Origin of the sequence: Pseudomonas sp. W15Feb34, assembly GCF_023127765.1 — a bacterium.
GTDB lineage: Bacteria > Pseudomonadota > Gammaproteobacteria > Pseudomonadales > Pseudomonadaceae > Aquipseudomonas > Aquipseudomonas synxantha_A.
Genome location: NZ_SPKN01000010.1, coordinates 51961 through 69527, shown reverse-complemented (window position 1 = coordinate 69527; position 17567 = coordinate 51961). Strand labels below are relative to the sequence as shown.

Annotated in this window: 15 protein-coding genes; 14 read left to right on the top strand and 1 reads right to left on the bottom strand. The window is 58.6% G+C overall.

The genetic code is table 11. The features are described 5' to 3' along the window. Positions 1-57: 57 nt before the first annotated feature. Positions 58-1611: a sigma-54-dependent phenylalanine hydroxylase transcriptional regulator PhhR gene (locus tag E4O97_RS06165; RefSeq protein ID WP_005790109.1), complete on the top strand. Its 1554-nt coding sequence runs from the start codon at positions 58-60 to the stop codon at positions 1609-1611. A gap of 66 nt (positions 1612-1677) precedes the next feature. On the opposite strand, the gene E4O97_RS06160 is transcribed toward E4O97_RS06165, so the two are convergent. Then, the gene (locus E4O97_RS06160) at positions 1678-2655 is read right to left on the bottom strand and encodes a hypothetical protein (RefSeq protein ID WP_216091910.1); all 978 of its coding nucleotides are present in this window, start codon (positions 2653-2655) and stop codon (positions 1678-1680) included. Between the two features lie 586 nt (positions 2656-3241). On the opposite strand from E4O97_RS06160, the gene E4O97_RS06155 reads away from it, so the two are divergent. The 13 genes from E4O97_RS06155 to E4O97_RS06095 all read left to right on the top strand — a co-directional run bounded on the left by E4O97_RS06155 (position 3242) and on the right by E4O97_RS06095 (position 17544). Next, entirely contained in the window at positions 3242-3982 is a 741-nt protein-coding gene (locus E4O97_RS06155; RefSeq protein WP_032880052.1) for a flagellar basal body rod protein FlgF, read from the top strand. A gap of 62 nt (positions 3983-4044) precedes the next feature. Beyond that, on the top strand, positions 4045-4830 hold the full coding sequence (flgG, locus tag E4O97_RS06150; RefSeq protein WP_005790105.1) for a flagellar basal-body rod protein FlgG: 786 nt from the start codon (positions 4045-4047) through the stop codon (positions 4828-4830). 53 nt (positions 4831-4883) lie between these two features. Beyond that, positions 4884-5579, top strand: coding sequence for a flagellar basal body L-ring protein FlgH (gene flgH, locus E4O97_RS06145; RefSeq protein WP_005790104.1), 696 nt, complete (start codon positions 4884-4886; stop codon positions 5577-5579). Between the two features lie 27 nt (positions 5580-5606). Further along, positions 5607-6695: a flagellar basal body P-ring protein FlgI gene (locus tag E4O97_RS06140; RefSeq protein WP_164699565.1), complete on the top strand. Its 1089-nt coding sequence runs from the start codon at positions 5607-5609 to the stop codon at positions 6693-6695. A gap of 4 nt (positions 6696-6699) precedes the next feature. Beyond that, positions 6700-7965, top strand: a complete 1266-nt coding sequence (gene flgJ, locus E4O97_RS06135) for a flagellar assembly peptidoglycan hydrolase FlgJ (protein WP_248160968.1) — start codon at positions 6700-6702, stop codon at positions 7963-7965. Between the two features lie 10 nt (positions 7966-7975). Further along, entirely contained in the window at positions 7976-10021 is a 2046-nt protein-coding gene (gene flgK / locus E4O97_RS06130; RefSeq protein WP_005790099.1) for a flagellar hook-associated protein FlgK, read from the top strand. A gap of 14 nt (positions 10022-10035) precedes the next feature. Beyond that, the gene (locus E4O97_RS06125) at positions 10036-11646 is read left to right on the top strand and encodes a flagellar hook-associated protein 3 (RefSeq protein WP_248160967.1); all 1611 of its coding nucleotides are present in this window, start codon (positions 10036-10038) and stop codon (positions 11644-11646) included. 276 nt (positions 11647-11922) lie between these two features. Further along, positions 11923-12852 (top strand): ketoacyl-ACP synthase III, encoded by a 930-nt coding sequence (locus E4O97_RS06120; RefSeq protein ID WP_005790096.1) that lies wholly within the window; start codon positions 11923-11925, stop codon positions 12850-12852. A gap of 264 nt (positions 12853-13116) precedes the next feature. Then, positions 13117-14829: a flagellin gene (locus E4O97_RS06115; RefSeq protein ID WP_078821975.1), complete on the top strand. Its 1713-nt coding sequence runs from the start codon at positions 13117-13119 to the stop codon at positions 14827-14829. Between the two features lie 76 nt (positions 14830-14905). Further along, complete coding sequence (locus E4O97_RS06110; protein WP_078821974.1) at positions 14906-15253, top strand: flagellar protein FlaG; 348 nt, start codon at positions 14906-14908, stop codon at positions 15251-15253. A gap of 83 nt (positions 15254-15336) precedes the next feature. Further along, complete coding sequence (fliD, locus tag E4O97_RS06105; RefSeq protein WP_005790092.1) at positions 15337-16704, top strand: flagellar filament capping protein FliD; 1368 nt, start codon at positions 15337-15339, stop codon at positions 16702-16704. A 128-nt stretch (positions 16705-16832) separates the two neighbouring features. Continuing rightward, the gene (gene fliS, locus E4O97_RS06100; protein ID WP_005790090.1) at positions 16833-17222 is read left to right on the top strand and encodes a flagellar export chaperone FliS; all 390 of its coding nucleotides are present in this window, start codon (positions 16833-16835) and stop codon (positions 17220-17222) included. Positions 17223-17247: 25 nt separating this feature from the next. Continuing rightward, positions 17248-17544, top strand: coding sequence for a hypothetical protein (locus E4O97_RS06095; RefSeq protein ID WP_014719354.1), 297 nt, complete (start codon positions 17248-17250; stop codon positions 17542-17544). Positions 17545-17567: the final 23 nt, after the last annotated feature.

Genomic DNA, 17567 nt, shown 5'->3' with positions numbered 1-17567 from the left:
ACTATCTGCGCCCAGCGGCAAAAAGACGCGGTGCCTCCCTACTTTTCGAGCCTTTCCATGCGTATCAAAGTGCACTGCCAGAACCGCATCGGCATCCTGCGGGACATCCTCAACCTGTTGGTGGAGTACGGCGTCAACGTCGCCAAGGGCGAGGTCGGCGGTGAGCATGGCAATGCCATCTACCTGTTTTGCCCGAACCTGGTGAACATGCAATTCCAGGCATTGCGCCCGCAGTTCGAGGCGATTGCCGGCGTATTCGGCGTCAAAAGGGTGGGGCTGATGCCGAGCGAGCGGCGGCATATGGAACTCAATGCGCTGCTCGGCGCCCTGGAATTTCCGGTGCTGTCCATCGACATGGGCGGTTCTATCGTCGCTGCCAATCGTGCAGCGGCACAGTTACTCGGTGTGCGGGTGGATGAGGTGCCGGGTATTCCACTGTCGCGCTATGCCGAGGACTTCGATTTGCCGGAACTGGTGCGTGCCAGCAAATCGCGGATCAACGGCTTGCGGGTCAAGGTCAAAGGTGACGTGTTTTTGGCGGATATCGCCCCACTGCAATCCAGTGAGCATGACGACAGTGAGGCCATGGCCGGTGCCGTGCTGACCTTGCATCGCGCTGACCGTGTGGGTGAGCGCATCTACAACGTGCGCAAGCAAGAGCTGCGCGGCTTTGACAGCATCTTTCAAAGCTCCAAAGTGATGGCTGCGGTGGTCCGCGAAGCACGGCGCATGGCACCGCTGGATGCGCCGCTATTAATAGAAGGCGAAACCGGCACCGGCAAAGAACTGCTGGCCCGTGCGTGTCACCTGGCCAGCCCGCGAGGGCAGTCGCCTTTGATGGCCCTCAATTGTGCGGGGTTGCCCGAGTCGATGGCTGAGACTGAACTATTCGGCTACGGCCCCGGTGCTTTTGAGGGGGCGCGAGCGGAGGGCAAGCTCGGGCTGCTGGAGTTGACGGCGGGCGGTACCTTGTTTCTTGATGGCGTTGGTGAAATGAGCGCGAGATTGCAGGTGAAGTTGCTGCGCTTCTTGCAGGATGGGTGTTTCCGTCGGGTCGGCAGTGATGAAGAGGTGTATCTGGATGTGCGGGTGATCTGTGCGACCCAGGTGGACTTGTCGGAACTCTGCGCCCGGGGTGAGTTTCGCCAGGATCTCTATCACCGACTGAACGTGCTGTCGCTGCACATTCCACCCTTGCGTGAATGCCTGGACGGCCTGGCGCCCTTGGTCGAGCATTTTCTTGACCAAGCCAGTCGGCAGATCGGTTGCCCGCTGCCCAAGTTGGCGCCCGCTGCCATGGAGCGTCTTAGCCACTACCACTGGCCAGGCAATGTGCGGCAGTTGGAAAACGTGTTGTTTCAGGCGGTATCGTTGTGTGAGGGCGGCACGGTCAAGGTCGAGCATATTCGTCTGCCGGATTACGGCGTGCGTCAGCCGCTTGGGGATTTTTCGTTGGAAGGCGGTTTGGAGGATATCGTGGGGCGGTTCGAAAAGGCCGTGTTGGAAAGCCTTTACGCCGAGCACCCAAGCAGCCGGCAACTGGGTAAGCGCTTGGGTGTATCGCACACCACCATTGCGAATAAGTTGCGCGACTATAAGGTGATCAAGTAAGGGTATCGCGATGCTGGACACTGCGTCTTGTGAACGCAGTGTCCGATCTGACAACTGTCCAGTGTGTCAGCCGTAGACAATGTTGTACTGGCCTATTTCTTCAATCTTGCCTGTACTTTTGTCCCTCCAGGCCAGCGTTGTGTTTTCGTTGTCAATTTTAAAGAGCTCAATCAGGCTGTAGTTCTTGTCATGTTCCAAGTTGCTCAAACTTTTTTGAATCTCGGGAGAGAGTTTTCCGTACTTGCCGTTTTTCAGGTCCTTGGCAGTTACGCCGTAATCCTTGAATTGTTGGGCTTCGGAATTCGAATTCAACAGCTTTAATAAATCCGTACCGCTCGTTGGCGTCATATAGCCGTTTTCTGGCTGTTCAATAAATACAGGCCTGCCACCGTCGACGGGTGCCCAGAGGTAGGTCAATGCGTATCCGTTAAACTGAGTCACCATCCGGTAGTCCCTATGTTCATCCAGTTTCCCCAGTTCCTTGGTAATACTGGGGGAGAGTGGCCCATATTTGCCGCCAAGCAGATCCTTGGTGGTGATATCCATGTCCATACGGATCATGGCCTGTGGCAGTGTGTCGATAAGTTTATCCAGCGCCTTTACGGCCGGGTTCCAATGTTGATTTATTGGTGCGTATTCGTCTGCGAGCCTTGGAGAGACAAGATAACTTGGCCGCTGATCAGCATACCTGTCAGTAGGGTAGTTCCAGTCACGGCGCATGTCTGGTACGCGCCGCTCGGGAAGGTAGTCCCAGTCGCGACGCATTTGCGGCAAATCCCGGCCAGGGCGATAGTCCCAGTCTGGTTGCATGTCCGAGATGCGTCGGTCGGGGTAATAGTCCCTGGCACGGTGCATCTCTGGAAAGTATCGGTCAGGACGATAGTCTGAAACATCGGCCCTGTGCTCGTGGGTGCACGCGTGATAATGGGGCGCGGCCGATGGGTAGTTAGGTCGGTATACATCATGGTCCGGTCTGCCACCCGCTCTTGTAGGGAAGTAAGGAACACTGAAAGGCAGGGTGGGTACTTGTGAAATAGTGGACATGATACTGATCCTGTAGTTAGTGATAGGTGTGTCGCAAACACGCAACTTTAAATGCTCGGGGTGGTGATGTTGCGATGGGCAGAATTTACGCAGGCAGTAGGGTGTGTTCAAGTTGTCGTTGTTTAGTAATTGTAAGCGTGTGTCGAGACGTTTTAATTGGGTGTAAGTGTCGTGAGATGTCCGAGAAAGCAAGCGTAAAAACATGTATTAACTAAATGCTCAAGCGCCTGATAAAGATGGGTTTCACTCGCTGTACGTGAATTTGAAATAATAAGTCTGGTAGTCACCGCGTGTGTATTAATAACCCATCGCAACATTTCCCTCGATAAGAGCGGCCCAGGAAGCTGAAATGGCGACGCACCGGCGTAATTCAGGCATGGGGAGGGCTTCGGGCGTCAGGTCTTGCCGCAAGCGGCATAAGTCCGCCGTTTTTTCGACTCTTGAGAGTGGGTCTGCTCGACGCTCCAGCCCTCAACCCCCCGTATTCAGGGGGCTCCTTCGTTTTTTTTAAAGTTGGTTCGCAAATTGCTTAAGCCTCCTCAGTACAGCGGTGGGCGGCAAGCGTCCGTCAGAAAGAGGAAAGAGCGTGGACAAGTACCTTTATGTGGCAATGACCGGCGCCAGCCAGAATGCACTGGCGCAGAAGGCCCATGCCAACAACCTGGCGAACATTTCCACCAACGGTTTCCAGCGCGACCTGGAGCAGGCGCGTTCGATGCCGGTGTTCGGTGACAGCTTTCCGGCGCGGGCATTTGCCATGACCGAGCGGCCGGCCACTGACTTCTCCCCGGGCGCGATGATCGAAACCGGTCGCGACCTGGATGTGGCCGTCAGCGGCGACGGCTGGATGGCCGTGCAAACCCCCGATGGCGGCGAAGCCTACGTACGCAGCGCGAGCATGAACGTGGATGCGCTGGGGGTGCTGCGTGCCGGCAATGGTATGCCGATCATGGGTAACGGTGGCCCGATTGCCGTGCCGCCCCAGCAGAAAATCGAAGTCGGTGCCGACGGCACCATCAGCATCCGCGCCATGGGCGAAGGCCCGCGGGTGATGGCGGAAGTGGACCGGATCAAGATGGTCCAGCCCGACCTCAAGAACATGACCAAGGGCCTGGACGGCACCATCCACACCAAGGATGGTCAGCCAGCCCAGGCCGATGCGAACGTCAAGCTGACTTCGGGCTTCCTGCAGGCGAGCAACGTCAATGCCGTGGAAGAAATGACCGCGGTGCTGGCGCTTTCCAAGCAGTTCGAGCTGCACATCAAGATGATGAACAGCGCTAAAGAAGACGACCAGGCCATGACGCGCGTCATGCAGATGAGCTGATTCAAGCCCATTAACTAATTTGCAACGTAGCGCCCACCACCCGGCGCACGAAGGAGAACAGCATGCTTCCGGCTCTATGGGTTGCCAAGACAGGCCTGTCCGCCCAGGACACCAACCTGACGACCATTTCCAACAACCTGGCGAACGTGTCGACCACGGGCTTCAAACGTGATCGCGCCGAGTTCCAGGACCTGCTCTATCAGATCAAGAAGCAGCCAGGTGCCCAATCGACCCAGGACAGCGAATTGCCGTCGGGCCTGCAATTGGGTACCGGTGTGCAGATCGTCGGCACCCAGAAAAACTTCAGCGCCGGTAACCTGCAGCAAACCGGCCAGCCGCTGGACATGGCCATCAATGGCCGTGGCTTCTTCCAGATCCTGCAACCGGATGGGACTACCTCCTACACCCGCGACGGTACTTTCCACCTGGACTCCAACGGCCAGATCGTCACCGCCAACGGTTTCGCCCTGGAACCGGCCGTGGTGGTTCCGGCGGATGCCAAGACCTTTACCGTGGGCAACGACGGCACCGTGTCTATCACTGTGGCCGGCAACCCGGCGTCGCAAGTGATCGGCAACCTGCAAACCGCCGACTTCATCAACCCGGCCGGCTTGCAAGCGATGGGCAATAACCTGTTCCTGGAAACTGCCTCCAGCGGCGCGCCGCAAATCGGCACCCCGGGCCTGAACGGGTTTGGCACCACGCTGCAAAGCACCCTGGAAACCTCCAACGTCAGCACCGTTGAGGAGATGGTCAACATGATCACCACCCAGCGCGCCTACGAGATGAACTCCAAGGTGATTTCCACCGCCGACCAGATGCTCTCGTTCGTCACGCAGAATCTGTAATCACGTCTATGGGGCGCTCTTGACGGCGCCTGCAACACCATGAGGTAAGGGTCATGAATCGCTATGTTTCCGTTTTGGCATTGAGTGGGATCGCCGTGCTCGCGGGCTGTGTCGCCCCAACGCCAAAGCCCAATGACCCGTACTACGCGCCGGTGTTGCCACGCACGCCGCTGCCGGCGGCGGCCAATAACGGCTCGATCTACCAGGCTGGTTTCGAACAGAACCTGTACAGCGACCGCAAGGCCTTCCGGGTCGGTGACATCATCACCATCACCCTCAACGAGAAGACCCAGGCCAGCAAGAACGCCAACTCGCAGATCGGCAAGAACAGCAAGACCAGCATCGGCCTGACGTCGCTGTTCGGCGGTGGCCTGAACACCAACAACCCGCTGGGCGGTGGTGACCTGAGCCTGGACGCCGGCTACAGCGGCGACCGTGCCACCAACGGCAAGAGTGCGGCGGGGCAGGGCAACAGCCTGACCGGTTCGATCACCGTGACCGTGGCCGACGTATTGCCCAACGGCATCATCGCCATACGCGGTGAAAAGTGGATGACCCTCAACACCGGCGACGAGCTGGTGCGCATTGCCGGGATGGTCCGCGCCGATGATATTTCCACCGACAACACCGTGCCGTCGACGCGCATTGCCGATGCGCGCATCACCTACTCGGGGACGGGTTCGTTTGCTGATGCAAGCCAGCCGGGCTGGTTCGATCGTTTCTTCCTTAGCCCGCTGTTCCCTTTCTAGGTGGCCATTTTGAATTTCAAACAGCTGATGGCGACGGCGCTCTTGCTGGCCTTGAGCACTGTGGCCCAGGCCGAGCGGCTCAAAGATATCGCCAGTATTTCCGGCGTGCGCTCCAACCAGTTGATCGGCTACGGCCTGGTGGTGGGGCTCAATGGCACGGGTGACCAGACCACCCAGACGCCGTTCACCCTGCAGACCTTCAACAACATGCTGTCCCAGTTCGGTATCAAAGTGCCGCCAGGCTCGGGCAACGTGCAATTGAAGAACGTTGCCGCGGTGTCGATCAGTGCCGATTTGCCGCCATTCGCCAAGCCGGGCCAGGTGGTGGACATTACTGTTTCGTCCATGGGCAACTCCAAAAGCCTGCGTGGCGGCACCTTGCTGATGACGCCGCTCAAAGGTATCGACGGCAACGTCTACGCCATTGCTCAGGGCAACCTGGTGGTCGGCGGGTTTGATGCTGAAGGCCGCGATGGTTCGAAGATCACTGTCAACGTACCGTCGGCCGGGCGCATTCCCGGTGGCGCGACGGTTGAACGCACCGTGCCGAGCGGTTTCAACCAGGGCAACAGCCTGACCCTGAACCTCAATCGCTCCGACTTCACCACTGCCAAGCGCGTGGTCGACAAGATCAACGACATGCTCGGCCCAGGTGTGGCCCAGGCCATCGACGGCGGTTCGATTCGCGTCACCGCACCACTGGACCCCAGCCAGCGTGTGGACTACCTGTCGATCCTGGAAAACCTGGAGGTCGACCCTGGCCAGGCGGTGGCAAAAGTCATCATCAACTCGCGTACCGGCACTATCGTGATCGGTCAGAACGTCAAGGTCTCGCCGGCAGCGGTGACCCACGGCAGCCTGACGGTGACCATCACCGAAGACCCGATCGTCAGCCAACCGGGCCCGCTGTCCAACGGCCAGACCGCCGTGGTCCCGCGCTCGCGGGTAAATGCCCAGCAAGAAGCCAAGCCGATGTTCAAGTTCGGCCCCGGCACCACCCTGGATGAGATTGTCCGTGCGGTGAACCAGGTGGGCGCAGCGCCCGGCGACTTGATGGCTATCCTCGAAGCTTTGAAACAGGCCGGCGCCTTGCAAGCCGACCTGATCGTGATCTGAGGCCATGGCCATGGATATGCGCAAGAGCGGCATCAGCAGCACGGCGGACTCGGGGTCTTACTCCGACCTGAATCGGCTTAACCAGCTGAAGGTCGGTGATGACAAGAACAGCGAAGGCAACATGCGCAAGGTGGCGCAGGAATTCGAATCGCTGTTCTTGAACGAGATGCTCAAGTCCATGCGCTCGGCCACCGATGCCCTGGGCAAGGACAACCCGTTGAACACCCCGGCGGCCAAGCAGTACCAGGAAATGTACGACCAGCAACTGGCGGTGTCGATGTCCCGCGAGGGCGGTGGTATCGGCCTGGCCGACGTGCTGATGCGCCAGATGCAAAAGAACAAACCGGTGGAGGCCCAGGCCGCCACCTTGCAAGGCCCGGCAGCGGATGGGCCGGTGAGGAAAGTCGATGTGCCGACCGAGATTGCTGCCGGTACCCAGGCTGAGGGCCCGTTGGGGCGCTCCAATGGGCAGCGTCCATTGTGGGCCTATCGCGTGGCCGAGCCGCAGGCCGGGGCCGTTGCGTCTCACAGCAACGACATGGAGCTGATGAACCAGCGCCGTATCGCCTTGCCCAGCAAGCTGACTGACCGTTTGCTTGCCGGCATCGTGCCCAGTACCCAGGTCGAGGCCAAGGCCGCGCCGCTGCGCAACAGTGCCGCCGATGACAACGTCATCAACAGCAGTGCGCGCACCTTTGCCATACCGAGCGGGCGCATGCAGGTGTATGGCCGCGCCATTGCCCAGCCACCGCTGGCACCGGCGAAGAAAGCCTTCAGCTCCCAGGATGAATTCGTTGCCACCATGCTGCCGATGGCCAAGGCCGCCGCCGCACGGATTGGCATCGATCCCAAGTACCTGGTGGCCCAGGCAGCGCTGGAAACCGGTTGGGGCAAATCGGTCATGCGTGCCGAAGACGGCAGCAGCAGCCACAACCTGTTCGGCATCAAGGCTGGCCAGAGTTGGCAGGGCGGCCAGGCCCGTGCGATCACCAGCGAGTTTCGCGATAGGGCGATGGTCAAGGAAACGGCGCAGTTCCGTTCCTACAGCTCCTACCAGGACAGCTTCCACGACCTCGTGACCCTGCTGCAAAGCCATGATCGCTATAAAGAAGTTGTGAAATCAGCCGACAACCCGGAACAGTTTGTACGCGAGTTGCAAAAAGCCGGTTATGCAACCGACCCGGATTACGCCAGCAAGATTTCGCAGATCGCAAAAACCATGAACAGTTACCAGAACTACGCTGCCGCTGGCGCAACCACACATTTATAAGGTCTGAACCATGAGTTTGCTCAGTATCGGGATGTCAGGGCTCAACGCCGCTCAAGGATCGCTGTCGGTCTTGAGTAACAACATCGCCAACGTGAACACCCCGGGGTATTCGCGTCAGCAGACCACGCAGAATACCAACGCGTCGAACCCGTTCGGCGGTGTGTTCATCGGCACTGGTACCACCCTGGCCGACGTGCGCCGGGTGTACAACGAATATCTGGACACTGCCTACCAGAACAGCACGGCCCTGAACAACGATGCCAAGGCGTATCTGGATCAGGTCGGCGCCGTCGACAAAGTGCTGTCGGACAAGACCACCGGTCTGTCATCGGTGCTCAGCTCGTTCTTCGCTACCCTGCAAACCGCAGCGTCCAACCCCAGCGACCTGTCGGCCCGCCAACTGCTGGTGACCAACGCCCAGACCCTGAGCAGCCGTTTCAACGCGATCTCGACGCAGTTGACCCAGCAGAAAGAGACTATCAACAACCAACTGAGCAGCATGAGTGAGCAGGTCAATCAATTGACCGCCTCGATTGCCTCGCTCAACAAGCAGATCTCCCAAGTGCAAGGCGCGTCGGGCAATGCACCGGCCAACCTGCTGGACTCGCGTAACGAGGCGGTACGCTCGCTCAATGAGCTGATCGGCGTAACGGCCACCGAGAAGAACGGCCAGTTCAGCGTGACCACCGGCAGCGGCCAGTCCCTGGTGGAGGGCGGGATCTCCAATACGATTTCCGCAGTGCCGAGCAAAACCGATAACAGCCAGTACACCATTCAGTTGGACATGAACGGCACCACCATGGACCTGGGCGGCGTCATCAGTGGCGGCAGCATCGGCGGCCTGTTGCGTTATCGCAGTGATGCCTTGATGCCGGCTATCAACGACCTGGGCCGTATCGCCATCGCAACCGCAGACACCATCAATAACCAACTGGGGCAAGGCCTGGACCTCAATGGTGACTTTGGCGTTTCGCTGTTCAAAGACATCAACAGTGCCGCCGCCATTGCGTCGCGCAGCCAGGGCGCCTCGGGCAACAGTGCCGGGGCCGGCAACCTGAATGTGACGATCAAGGACAGCAGTAAGTTGTCCACGTTTGACTACACCGTGACCTTCAGCGACAAGACCGACCCCAACAAGGTCACCGTGTTGCGCTCGGACGGCAAGGCCATGGGCACCTTTGACATGGGCTCCACACCGCCGCCGACCATGGATGGCTTTACCCTGGCGCTGGACGGCAAGGGCGCCATGGCGTTTGGCGACAGCTTCAAAGTCAGCCCGACCGCCACCGGCGCAAGCGGTATGGGTGTAGCGCTCACCGATGCCAACAAGCTGGCGTTTGCCGGCCCGCTGGCGGGTACCAGCAGCAAGACCAACAGCGGCACAGGCACATTTACCCAGCCGTCGTTGACGGTGCCGCTGGATATCCATGGCGGCACCGACACCGCACAGTTGCGCGCCGGTATTGAAAACTCGATGCCGGTGAAGATGGTGTTTGGCAAGCCCGCCGCTGACGGCACGCAGTCGTATACGATCAGCGATTCCAAGGGCAACCCGATTGGCACTGGCTCAATCATCCCGGGGCAGGGCAACAAGATCACCGTTGACGTACCGATGCGCGACGCCAGCGGTGCAGCCATCCCCGGCAAGAGCTTCAAGTTCGACACCACCGTCAATGGCTCCCCGGCAGACGGCGACAGCACTACCTTCGCCTTCAACAGCGGCGGCAAATCCGATGGCCGTAACGCCCAGGAACTGCTGAACCTGCAAACCAAGGCCACCGTTGGCATGGGCGAGGGCAACGGGGGCACCAGCCTGGTGGGGGCCAATAGCAAGCTGGTCTCCACTGTCGGCGCCAAGGCCAGCCAGGCCGGGGTCGACAGCGCCGCCACCGGTGCGTTGCTGAGCGCCAATAAAGATGCGCGCAACTCGGTGTCCGGGGTCAACCTGGATGACGAAGCCGGCGACATGATCAAGTTCCAGCAGTACTACACCGCGTCGTCGCAGATCATCAAGGCTGCGCAGGAAACCTTCACCACACTGATGAATGCTCTTTAAGGGAGGCTGGGACGATGCGTATTTCTACACAGCAGTATTTCGAGACCAGCTCTGCCAAGTACCAGAGCAACTATTCCAGCGTGGTCAAGGCCCAGGACCAGGCCAGCACCGGTGTCCGTGTGCAAACCGCCGCGGATGATCCGGTAGCGGCGGCGCGGTTGCTGATGCTGCAACAGCAGAAAGATATGCTGGCGCAATTCAACGGCAATATCGACACGTTGAAGAACTCGCTGACCACCCAGGACGGCGTGCTGGAAAACATCAATATCGCGATTCAACGCGCCAGTGAATTGGCGCTGAAGGCGGGTAACGTCGGCATCAGCGATGCTGACCGCAAGTCGACTGCCGCCGAAATCGGCGCCATTGAAGATCAGGTGCTGGGCCTGCTCAATACCAAGGACGCGAGCGGTAATTACCTGTTCTCCGGGAGCAAGACCGACACGCCTCCCTACACCCGCAACAATGACGGCACCTATAGCTACCAGGGCGATGACACGCCGTTGAGCCTGAAGGTGGCTGAGAACCTGTCGGTCGCCATGGGCAATACCGCCAAGAGCATGCTGGAAAGCTCGGCGAATACAGGTCGTACGCAAACGGCGCCGATCCTCGTGCCGCCAGCGATCGATGATGGCAAGGTCACCGTGTCTGCCGGGTTGATCGCGGCCAACACCAGCTATAACAGCAGTTTTTCCGACGGCCAGCCGTACAAGCTGACCTTCACCAGCAGCACCCAATATGTCGTAACGGACAATGCCGGCAAGGACATCACCTCGGAGATTCCGGGCAACGGCACTTTCGATGCCACCAAGGAAGGCGGTTCGAGTATCAATCTGCGCGGGGTCAAGTTTGACATCGGATTGAACCTGGGCAAGGACGCACTGGGCAAAGACATACTGCCCGGCGCGCCATCGGACGCCATCGTCAAGGATCGCGAGTTCAGCTTGTCGGTCAAGCCGGACACCTTCAGTGTTTCACGCACCCCGAGCAATCCGTCCACTGCGCAACTGAGCGGCGGCACGGTGAGCGATCCGGCGGCATACGCCAGCACCTTTCCCAATTCGGGTGTTGTCGTCAAGTTTGGCGCGGCCGGTGCCTATGATCTGTATGCGCAGCCGTATACCGCAGACAGTAAATCCATTGCCAGTGGCACCCTGGCAACTGGTGCAACGTCAATCACGGCGGCGGGCGTGACCTTCGATGTCACCACCGCACCGGCGCCGGCAGCCGGCGACCAGTTTTCGATCAGTGCCACCAGCAACAAGAACGAGAATGTCCTCGACACCTTGAGTCATTTGCGCAAAATCCTGGAAACGCCGTCAGACGGCAACCCGGCGGCGCAGAAGGAGCTCAAGGATGTGGTGGCCAAGTCCATTGGCAACCTGACCAATGCCTACAGTCAGATCGACCAGGCGCGCGGTTCCCTGGGTGCGCGCCTCAATGGCCTGGATATTCAGTCCAAGGAAAACGTCAGCCTGGACCTGGCCAATACCACCACCATGAATGCCCTGGGCAATGTCGACTTCGCCGAGGCCGCCATCAACCTGAGCTTGCAGCAGACCATGTTGCAGGCTTCGCAGTTGGCCTTTGTGAAAATCTCGCAGTTGAGCCTGTTCAACAAGATGTGATCGGCGCTGTGCACGACGGCCCAGCCTGGAAACAGGCTGGGCCGTCGTCGTTTCCGTGGCGCAATTGTTGAAACGTTTTGCATAAACCACGCAAAATTGAGTGACCTGTGAGTCATAAAGCGCATCTTCACTGTATCGTGTGAAAAGGATAAGTCGTCACAGGGCCTTCATCGGGCGGCTTTCACCGGGATTTTTATGGGGTTATCCCCTTTATTGTCAGCACTTCCGGCATAGCCCGAGGGGTGTTCTCCAGCTATTTAGTATTGGGAAGCCACAATGATTGGCATAAAAAGCATCGCCAGTTACGTGCCGGCGGACGGGATCGATAACTACGCCCAGGGTGCCAAGTTCGCCAAGGATGAAGAATTCATCATTGGCAAGATCGGCTCGGCGTTCCTGCCGCGCAAGGAAGCTGCACAGGAGACTTCCGATCTGTGCGTCGAAGCAGTCAACGCCTTGTTTGCCAACAACCCCGAATTGAAGCGTGAGTCCATCGACGCGCTGATCGTCGTCACCCAGAACGGCGATGAAGAGGGCCTGCCTCATACCGCCGCCATTGTTCAGGACAAACTGGGCCTGCCTACCCACGTTGCCGCCTTCGATATTTCCCTGGGCTGCTCCGGCTACGTCTACGGCATCTACGCGATGAAGGGCTTCATGGAAGCCGCCGGCCTGAAAAACGGCCTGCTGATCACTGCAGACCCGTATTCGAAGATCGTCGACCCGGAAGATCGCAACACCACCATGCTGTTCGGCGATGCCGCCACCGCCACCTGGATGGGCGAAGATGCGCCGTGGTTGCTGGGCAAGTCCAAGTTCGGCACCGACGGTTCCGGCGCGCCGCACCTCAAAGTCAGCGACGGCGTGTTCTTCATGAACGGCCGCCAGGTGTTCAATTTCGCACTGCTGAAAGTGCCCGCGCACTTGCATGAACTGCTCGCCGAGTCGGACCTCAAGGCCGATGACATCGATGCGTTCTGCATCCACCAGGGCAGTGCGGCCATCGTCGATGCCGTGGCGCGTCGCTTTGAAGAAGCGCCGGTGGACAAGTTCATCAAGGACATGGTCGAGACCGGCAACACCGTGTCGTCGAGCATCCCGTTGCTGCTGGAAAAGCACGTGATGGACGCTACCTGGAAGCGCGTGGCAATCAGCGGGTTTGGTGTGGGCCTGTCGTGGGGCTCGGCGATTCTCTATCGCCCGTGATGTTTTAGCCGCTGCATAAAAAACGCCGATGATCCTTCGATCATCGGCGTTTTTTTATTGGCGCCAGAAAAGCCAATGAAACCGGGGTTTTGTGCCGGTGTAAGCCTTTGAAATGCAAGGGCTGGCACAGGGCTACTAAAAAAAATCAAAAAAATCCTCAAGCAACCGGCTACCACGACGATAACTATTACGTAGGTTCTCTAGGCCACACCCGGCGGTCGCCAGGGCCGGAAGCCGCAGTATCCAAATCACGAGGATTTCGTCATGGCATTATCAGTAAACACCAACATCACCTCCCTGGGTGTCCAGAAGAACCTGAACAAAGCTTCCGACGCCCTGAGCCAGTCGATGAACCGTCTGTCCTCCGGCCTGAAAATCAACAGCGCCAAAGACGACGCTGCCGGCATGCAGATCGCCAACCGTCTGAACAACCAGGTCAAAGGCCTGAACGTTGCCATCGCCAACGCCAACAACGGCGTGTCGATTGCCCAGACCGCTGAAGGCGCGATGCAAGAGTCCACCAACACCCTGCAGCGTCTGCGTGAACTCGCCCTGCAAGCGTCCAACGGTGACAAAAGCGACGCTGACCGTGTTTCCCTGCAGCAAGAATTCACCGCTAAAGTGGGCGAGCTGAACCGTATCGCCAGCACCACCACCTTCGGTGGTCGTAACCTGCTCGACGGCTCGTTCAGCAACGTAGCCTTCCAGATCGGCGCCAACGCCAACGAGACTATCTCGTTCGGTATGACCGACATCAGCTCGACTGCGCTGAAGGGTAACTACAAAGAAGCTGCTGTCGACGGTGCTGCGATGACTGGCCTGGCTGCTACTGCTACCGGTTCCGTATTGGGCAATAGCGCCCAAAGAACTGGTACAGCCGCAGCAGGGGCGACTGTTGCTACCGACGCATTCACCATCAACGGCACTGAAATTGCCCTCGGTGTTGCCGCTGCCGGTGTTCCAGCAGCTACCGCTGCACTGAACGCCATCAACGCTCAAACCGCAACCACTGGCGTTACTGCTACTGCCGATGCTGCGGGCGTCGTAAGCCTGACCTCGAAAAATGCCATCGTTCTGGGCGCCTCGGCAACCGGTGGTGCAACAGACGGCCTGGCCAAGCTCAATCTGGGTGCAGCGGGCACCGTTGCTTCGAACAACAACCTCAAGTCTGCCGGTGCTGTCTCGGTTAATGGCACTGCCGTGACTTGGGCTGCTAACGACACCATGGCAGCTGTGCTGACCAAGCTAGAAAACGCGGCAGGCGGCGCAGCTGCTGGTGCTTCGGCCACTTTTACTGACGGCCGTGTCAAGCTGACTTCGGGTAATGGCGCAGACATTAAACTGTCCAACACCTCCAGTGGTTCTCTGACGCAGTTGGGTCTGTCGGCTGGTACTACTCAAGCCAAGTTGACCGCTGATACCTCTATTGACGTGAACGGCGTTGAAGTCAAGTTCAAGAAAGGTGACACCGCTGACGCGATCGTCTCTTCGATCAACAGCGCCAGCACCGGTGTTCAAGCCAGCAAAAACGCTGACGGCACCCTGAACCTGTTCGCTGACAAAGACATCACCATCAAGGATGGTAGCGCCGGTACTGGCCTGGCTGCACTGGGTCTGACCGCTGTTGCAGCGGCCGGCACCAAAACCGCCGTCACCATGGAAACCAGCGTTTCTGACCTGAACATCCTGACTGCCGCTGCTTCGCAGCAGGCTACCCAGGCTCTGGACGATGCCATGCAGCAGATCGACAGCCAGCGTTCGCAGCTGGGTGCCGTACAAAACCGCTTCACCAGCACCGTGGCCAACCTGCAGAGCATTTCGCAGAACTCCTCCGCTGCCAAAGGCCGCGTAGAAGACGCTGACTTCGCTTCTGAAGCCGCTGAGCTGACCAAGCAACAAACCCTGCAACAGGCTTCCACTGCGATCCTGTCCCAGGCCAACCAACTGCCATCCGCTGTACTGAAGCTGCTTCAGTAATAGCGCTAGCGGTTAAATAACGGGAGGGTGCGTTTAACGACGTGCCCTTCCGTTTTTTCAGTTTGGAGGTGGTGACATGGACATGAGCATCAAGCTGACCTCGTCTTACCCCGCAGCCACGGCTTCGGCCAACCTTGGCGCAGTGGTGACCCAGGCCAAGCCTGTGGCCAGCAATGAGCCGATCAAGAGTGAAGAGCCTCAGCGCGTGGCGCTGGAGAAGGCTGTTACCGATATGCGTGAGTTTGTGCAGGCTTCACAGCGCAACCTGGATTTTTCCATCGATGACTCTACCGGCAAGGTAGTGGTCAAGGTGATCGCCACCGACAGTGGTGAAGTGATTCGACAGATTCCATCGGAGACCGCGCTGAAATTGGCGCAGAATCTGAGCGATGCCGGCAGCCTGTTGTTTGATAGCAAGGCTTGAGTTGGCACGAAACATGTTTCTGATTGCGGTCTAGGCGTTTAAGCGCCAAAAAAACGGCCGCCGCAGGACAAGGAGAATGAAAAATGGCTAGTTCAACGATTTCCGGCCCTGGTTCGGGCTACGACACGCAAGCTATCGTCAAGGCGTTGGTGGGGGCTGAACAAGCGCCTAAACAACAGCAGATCACCAACGAGCAGAAAACTGCCACCGTCCAGTTGTCGGCAGTTGGTTCGATCAAGACGGCGTTGGAGGCCTATCAGGCGGCGATCACCAAGTTGAATAACCCCTCCGCGTTCAATGGGTTGGCGGCAAGTTCTTCGGAAGAGAAAAACGCCAAGGTGACGTTGGGTGACGGAGCATCCAGTGGCAAGTACGTGTTGCAAGTCGATAACCTGGCAACCGCTTCAAAAGTTACCACTGCGGTGAATGCTGAGGGTGCCTCGGGCAAGGCCAACACTACAGACGAAGACCAGACGCTGACCATCAACCAGTCGGGTAAAAGCTTCGATGTGGTGATTCCAGGTGGCGCGACCCTGCAACAGGTGCGAGAGTCAATCAATACCCAGCTCTCGTCGCAGGGTATCAGTGCCAACGTATTGAGCGACTCCAATGGTGCGCGACTGGTACTGACCTCGACCAATATGGGCGAAGGCACCGACATCACCCTCAGCGGTGATTCGCAACTGGCCAGCGGGTATGACAAAGGCACGCCGCCGACCAACGCCAAGTACTCCATCGACGGCATTGCAATGTCATCCAGCAGCAACAAAATCACGTCGGCGATCAGTGGCGTCACGTTGGAGCTGTTGGACACCATTGATGTGAAAAAACCGACGACCATTACCGTGGCCAGTAACACTGACACGTTGAAAACCTCGGTACAGTCCTTCGTCAGTGCGTACAACACGCTGATGACCGCCATCAATACCCAGACCAAAGTTACTGCAACCGGTGACGCGTCGACTACCACTGCCGGTGCGTTGACCGGCGATGCATCAATGCGTCAATTGGTGAACAGCCTGCGCTCCGAACTGGTCAGCGGCTCCGGCGCGGGCACCATGACCAGCCTGGCCCAGATGGGTATCACCACCGATCAGAAAACCGGCCTGCTGAGCCTGGATGACAAGACGTGGGACAAGGCGGTAGTCAAAGGCGCTGGCGATATTGCCAAGCTGTTCACCGGCGACACTGGTTTGATCACGCGCATGAACAAGGCGACGAAGAGCTACGTGGGCACCACCGGCACCCTGGCAACCCGGGCGACGGATCTCAACAACAAGTTGACCGACTTGACCAAAGAGACGGCCGACCTGACACGACGTATGGACGCCTTGCAAAAATCCCTGACCGCCAAGTACACGGCCATGGACACCATGATCGCGCAGATCAACGCCAGCAGCTCCAGCATCCTGACCACCCTCAACTCGCTGAACAATCCGAAATCGAACTGATGGGCGGCGCGCTTTCAGGCCCTGATTCAGGGCCTTGGCGTATGGTTGGGAATTAAAGTTTTCGTCGCCACGGTCGAAAAACTGGTTAAGCAAACCTATTCGATTGTCGCCAGTAACGAGGTAGCAACATGAACCCGATGAGAGCCCTTCGCCAATACCAGAAGGTCAGTTCCCATGCCCAGGTCTCCGAAGCCAGCCCGCACCGCCTGGTGCAGATGCTGATGGAAGGAGGCCTTGATCGCATGGCGCAGGCCAAGGGCGCATTGAACCGTGGGGATATTGCCCAGAAAGGGCTGATGCTGGGCAAGGCGATTGAAATTATCTCTGGCCTGCGTGACGGCCTGGAGCCAGAAAAGGCCGAAGATCCGGCGGCAGTGCACCAGTTGGACGCCTTGTATGGCTATATGAGCAATCGTTTGGTCGAGGCCAACCAGGTGAATGACGCCGAGATAATCGACGAAGTCGCCCGCCTGCTGATCACCGTCAAGACCGGCTGGGATGCCATCGCTCCACAATAAGGCCGATCGCCTTGAGGGACACATCATGAGCCATGCACTGCAACGCATCGACGAAACCCGCGAAGCCCTTCTCGGCGCGCTGGCTGAGCGCAATTGGGAAGCCGTGGGCGAGTTGGACTTGGGTTGCCGCGCGGTGATTGATGAGGTGCTCAGCGAAGCGCCGGTGGACGAGGGCGCCTTGCGCGAGAAACTGGAAAGCCTGTTGGTGGTGTATCAGCAGTTGCTGGAGGTCACGACCGGCGAGCGCCAGGCGATTTTCGAAGAGATGTCGCAGATCAACCAAGCGAAAAATGCGTCAAAGGTTTACCATCTCTTCGGTTGAACGGGCGCAGTTAATCCGCACGG

Bases quoted from the DNA above. Each gene is read 5' to 3' on its own strand.
- E4O97_RS06165 (WP_005790109.1), top strand. From the start codon at position 58: ATGCGTATCAAAGTGCACTGCCAGAACCGCATCGGCATCCTGCGGGAC.
- E4O97_RS06160 (WP_216091910.1), bottom strand. From the start codon at position 2,655: ATGTCCACTATTTCACAAGTACCCACCCTGCCTTTCAGTGTTCCTTAC.
- flgG (WP_005790105.1), top strand. From the start codon at position 4,045: ATGCTTCCGGCTCTATGGGTTGCCAAGACAGGCCTGTCCGCCCAGGAC.
- flgH (WP_005790104.1), top strand. From the start codon at position 4,884: ATGAATCGCTATGTTTCCGTTTTGGCATTGAGTGGGATCGCCGTGCTC.
- E4O97_RS06140 (WP_164699565.1), top strand. From the start codon at position 5,607: ATGGCGACGGCGCTCTTGCTGGCCTTGAGCACTGTGGCCCAGGCCGAG.
- flgJ (WP_248160968.1), top strand. From the start codon at position 6,700: ATGGCCATGGATATGCGCAAGAGCGGCATCAGCAGCACGGCGGACTCG.
- flgK (WP_005790099.1), top strand. From the start codon at position 7,976: ATGAGTTTGCTCAGTATCGGGATGTCAGGGCTCAACGCCGCTCAAGGA.
- E4O97_RS06125 (WP_248160967.1), top strand. From the start codon at position 10,036: ATGCGTATTTCTACACAGCAGTATTTCGAGACCAGCTCTGCCAAGTAC.
- E4O97_RS06120 (WP_005790096.1), top strand. From the start codon at position 11,923: ATGATTGGCATAAAAAGCATCGCCAGTTACGTGCCGGCGGACGGGATC.
- E4O97_RS06115 (WP_078821975.1), top strand. From the start codon at position 13,117: ATGGCATTATCAGTAAACACCAACATCACCTCCCTGGGTGTCCAGAAG.
- E4O97_RS06110 (WP_078821974.1), top strand. From the start codon at position 14,906: ATGGACATGAGCATCAAGCTGACCTCGTCTTACCCCGCAGCCACGGCT.
- fliD (WP_005790092.1), top strand. From the start codon at position 15,337: ATGGCTAGTTCAACGATTTCCGGCCCTGGTTCGGGCTACGACACGCAA.
- fliS (WP_005790090.1), top strand. From the start codon at position 16,833: ATGAACCCGATGAGAGCCCTTCGCCAATACCAGAAGGTCAGTTCCCAT.
- E4O97_RS06095 (WP_014719354.1), top strand. From the start codon at position 17,248: ATGAGCCATGCACTGCAACGCATCGACGAAACCCGCGAAGCCCTTCTC.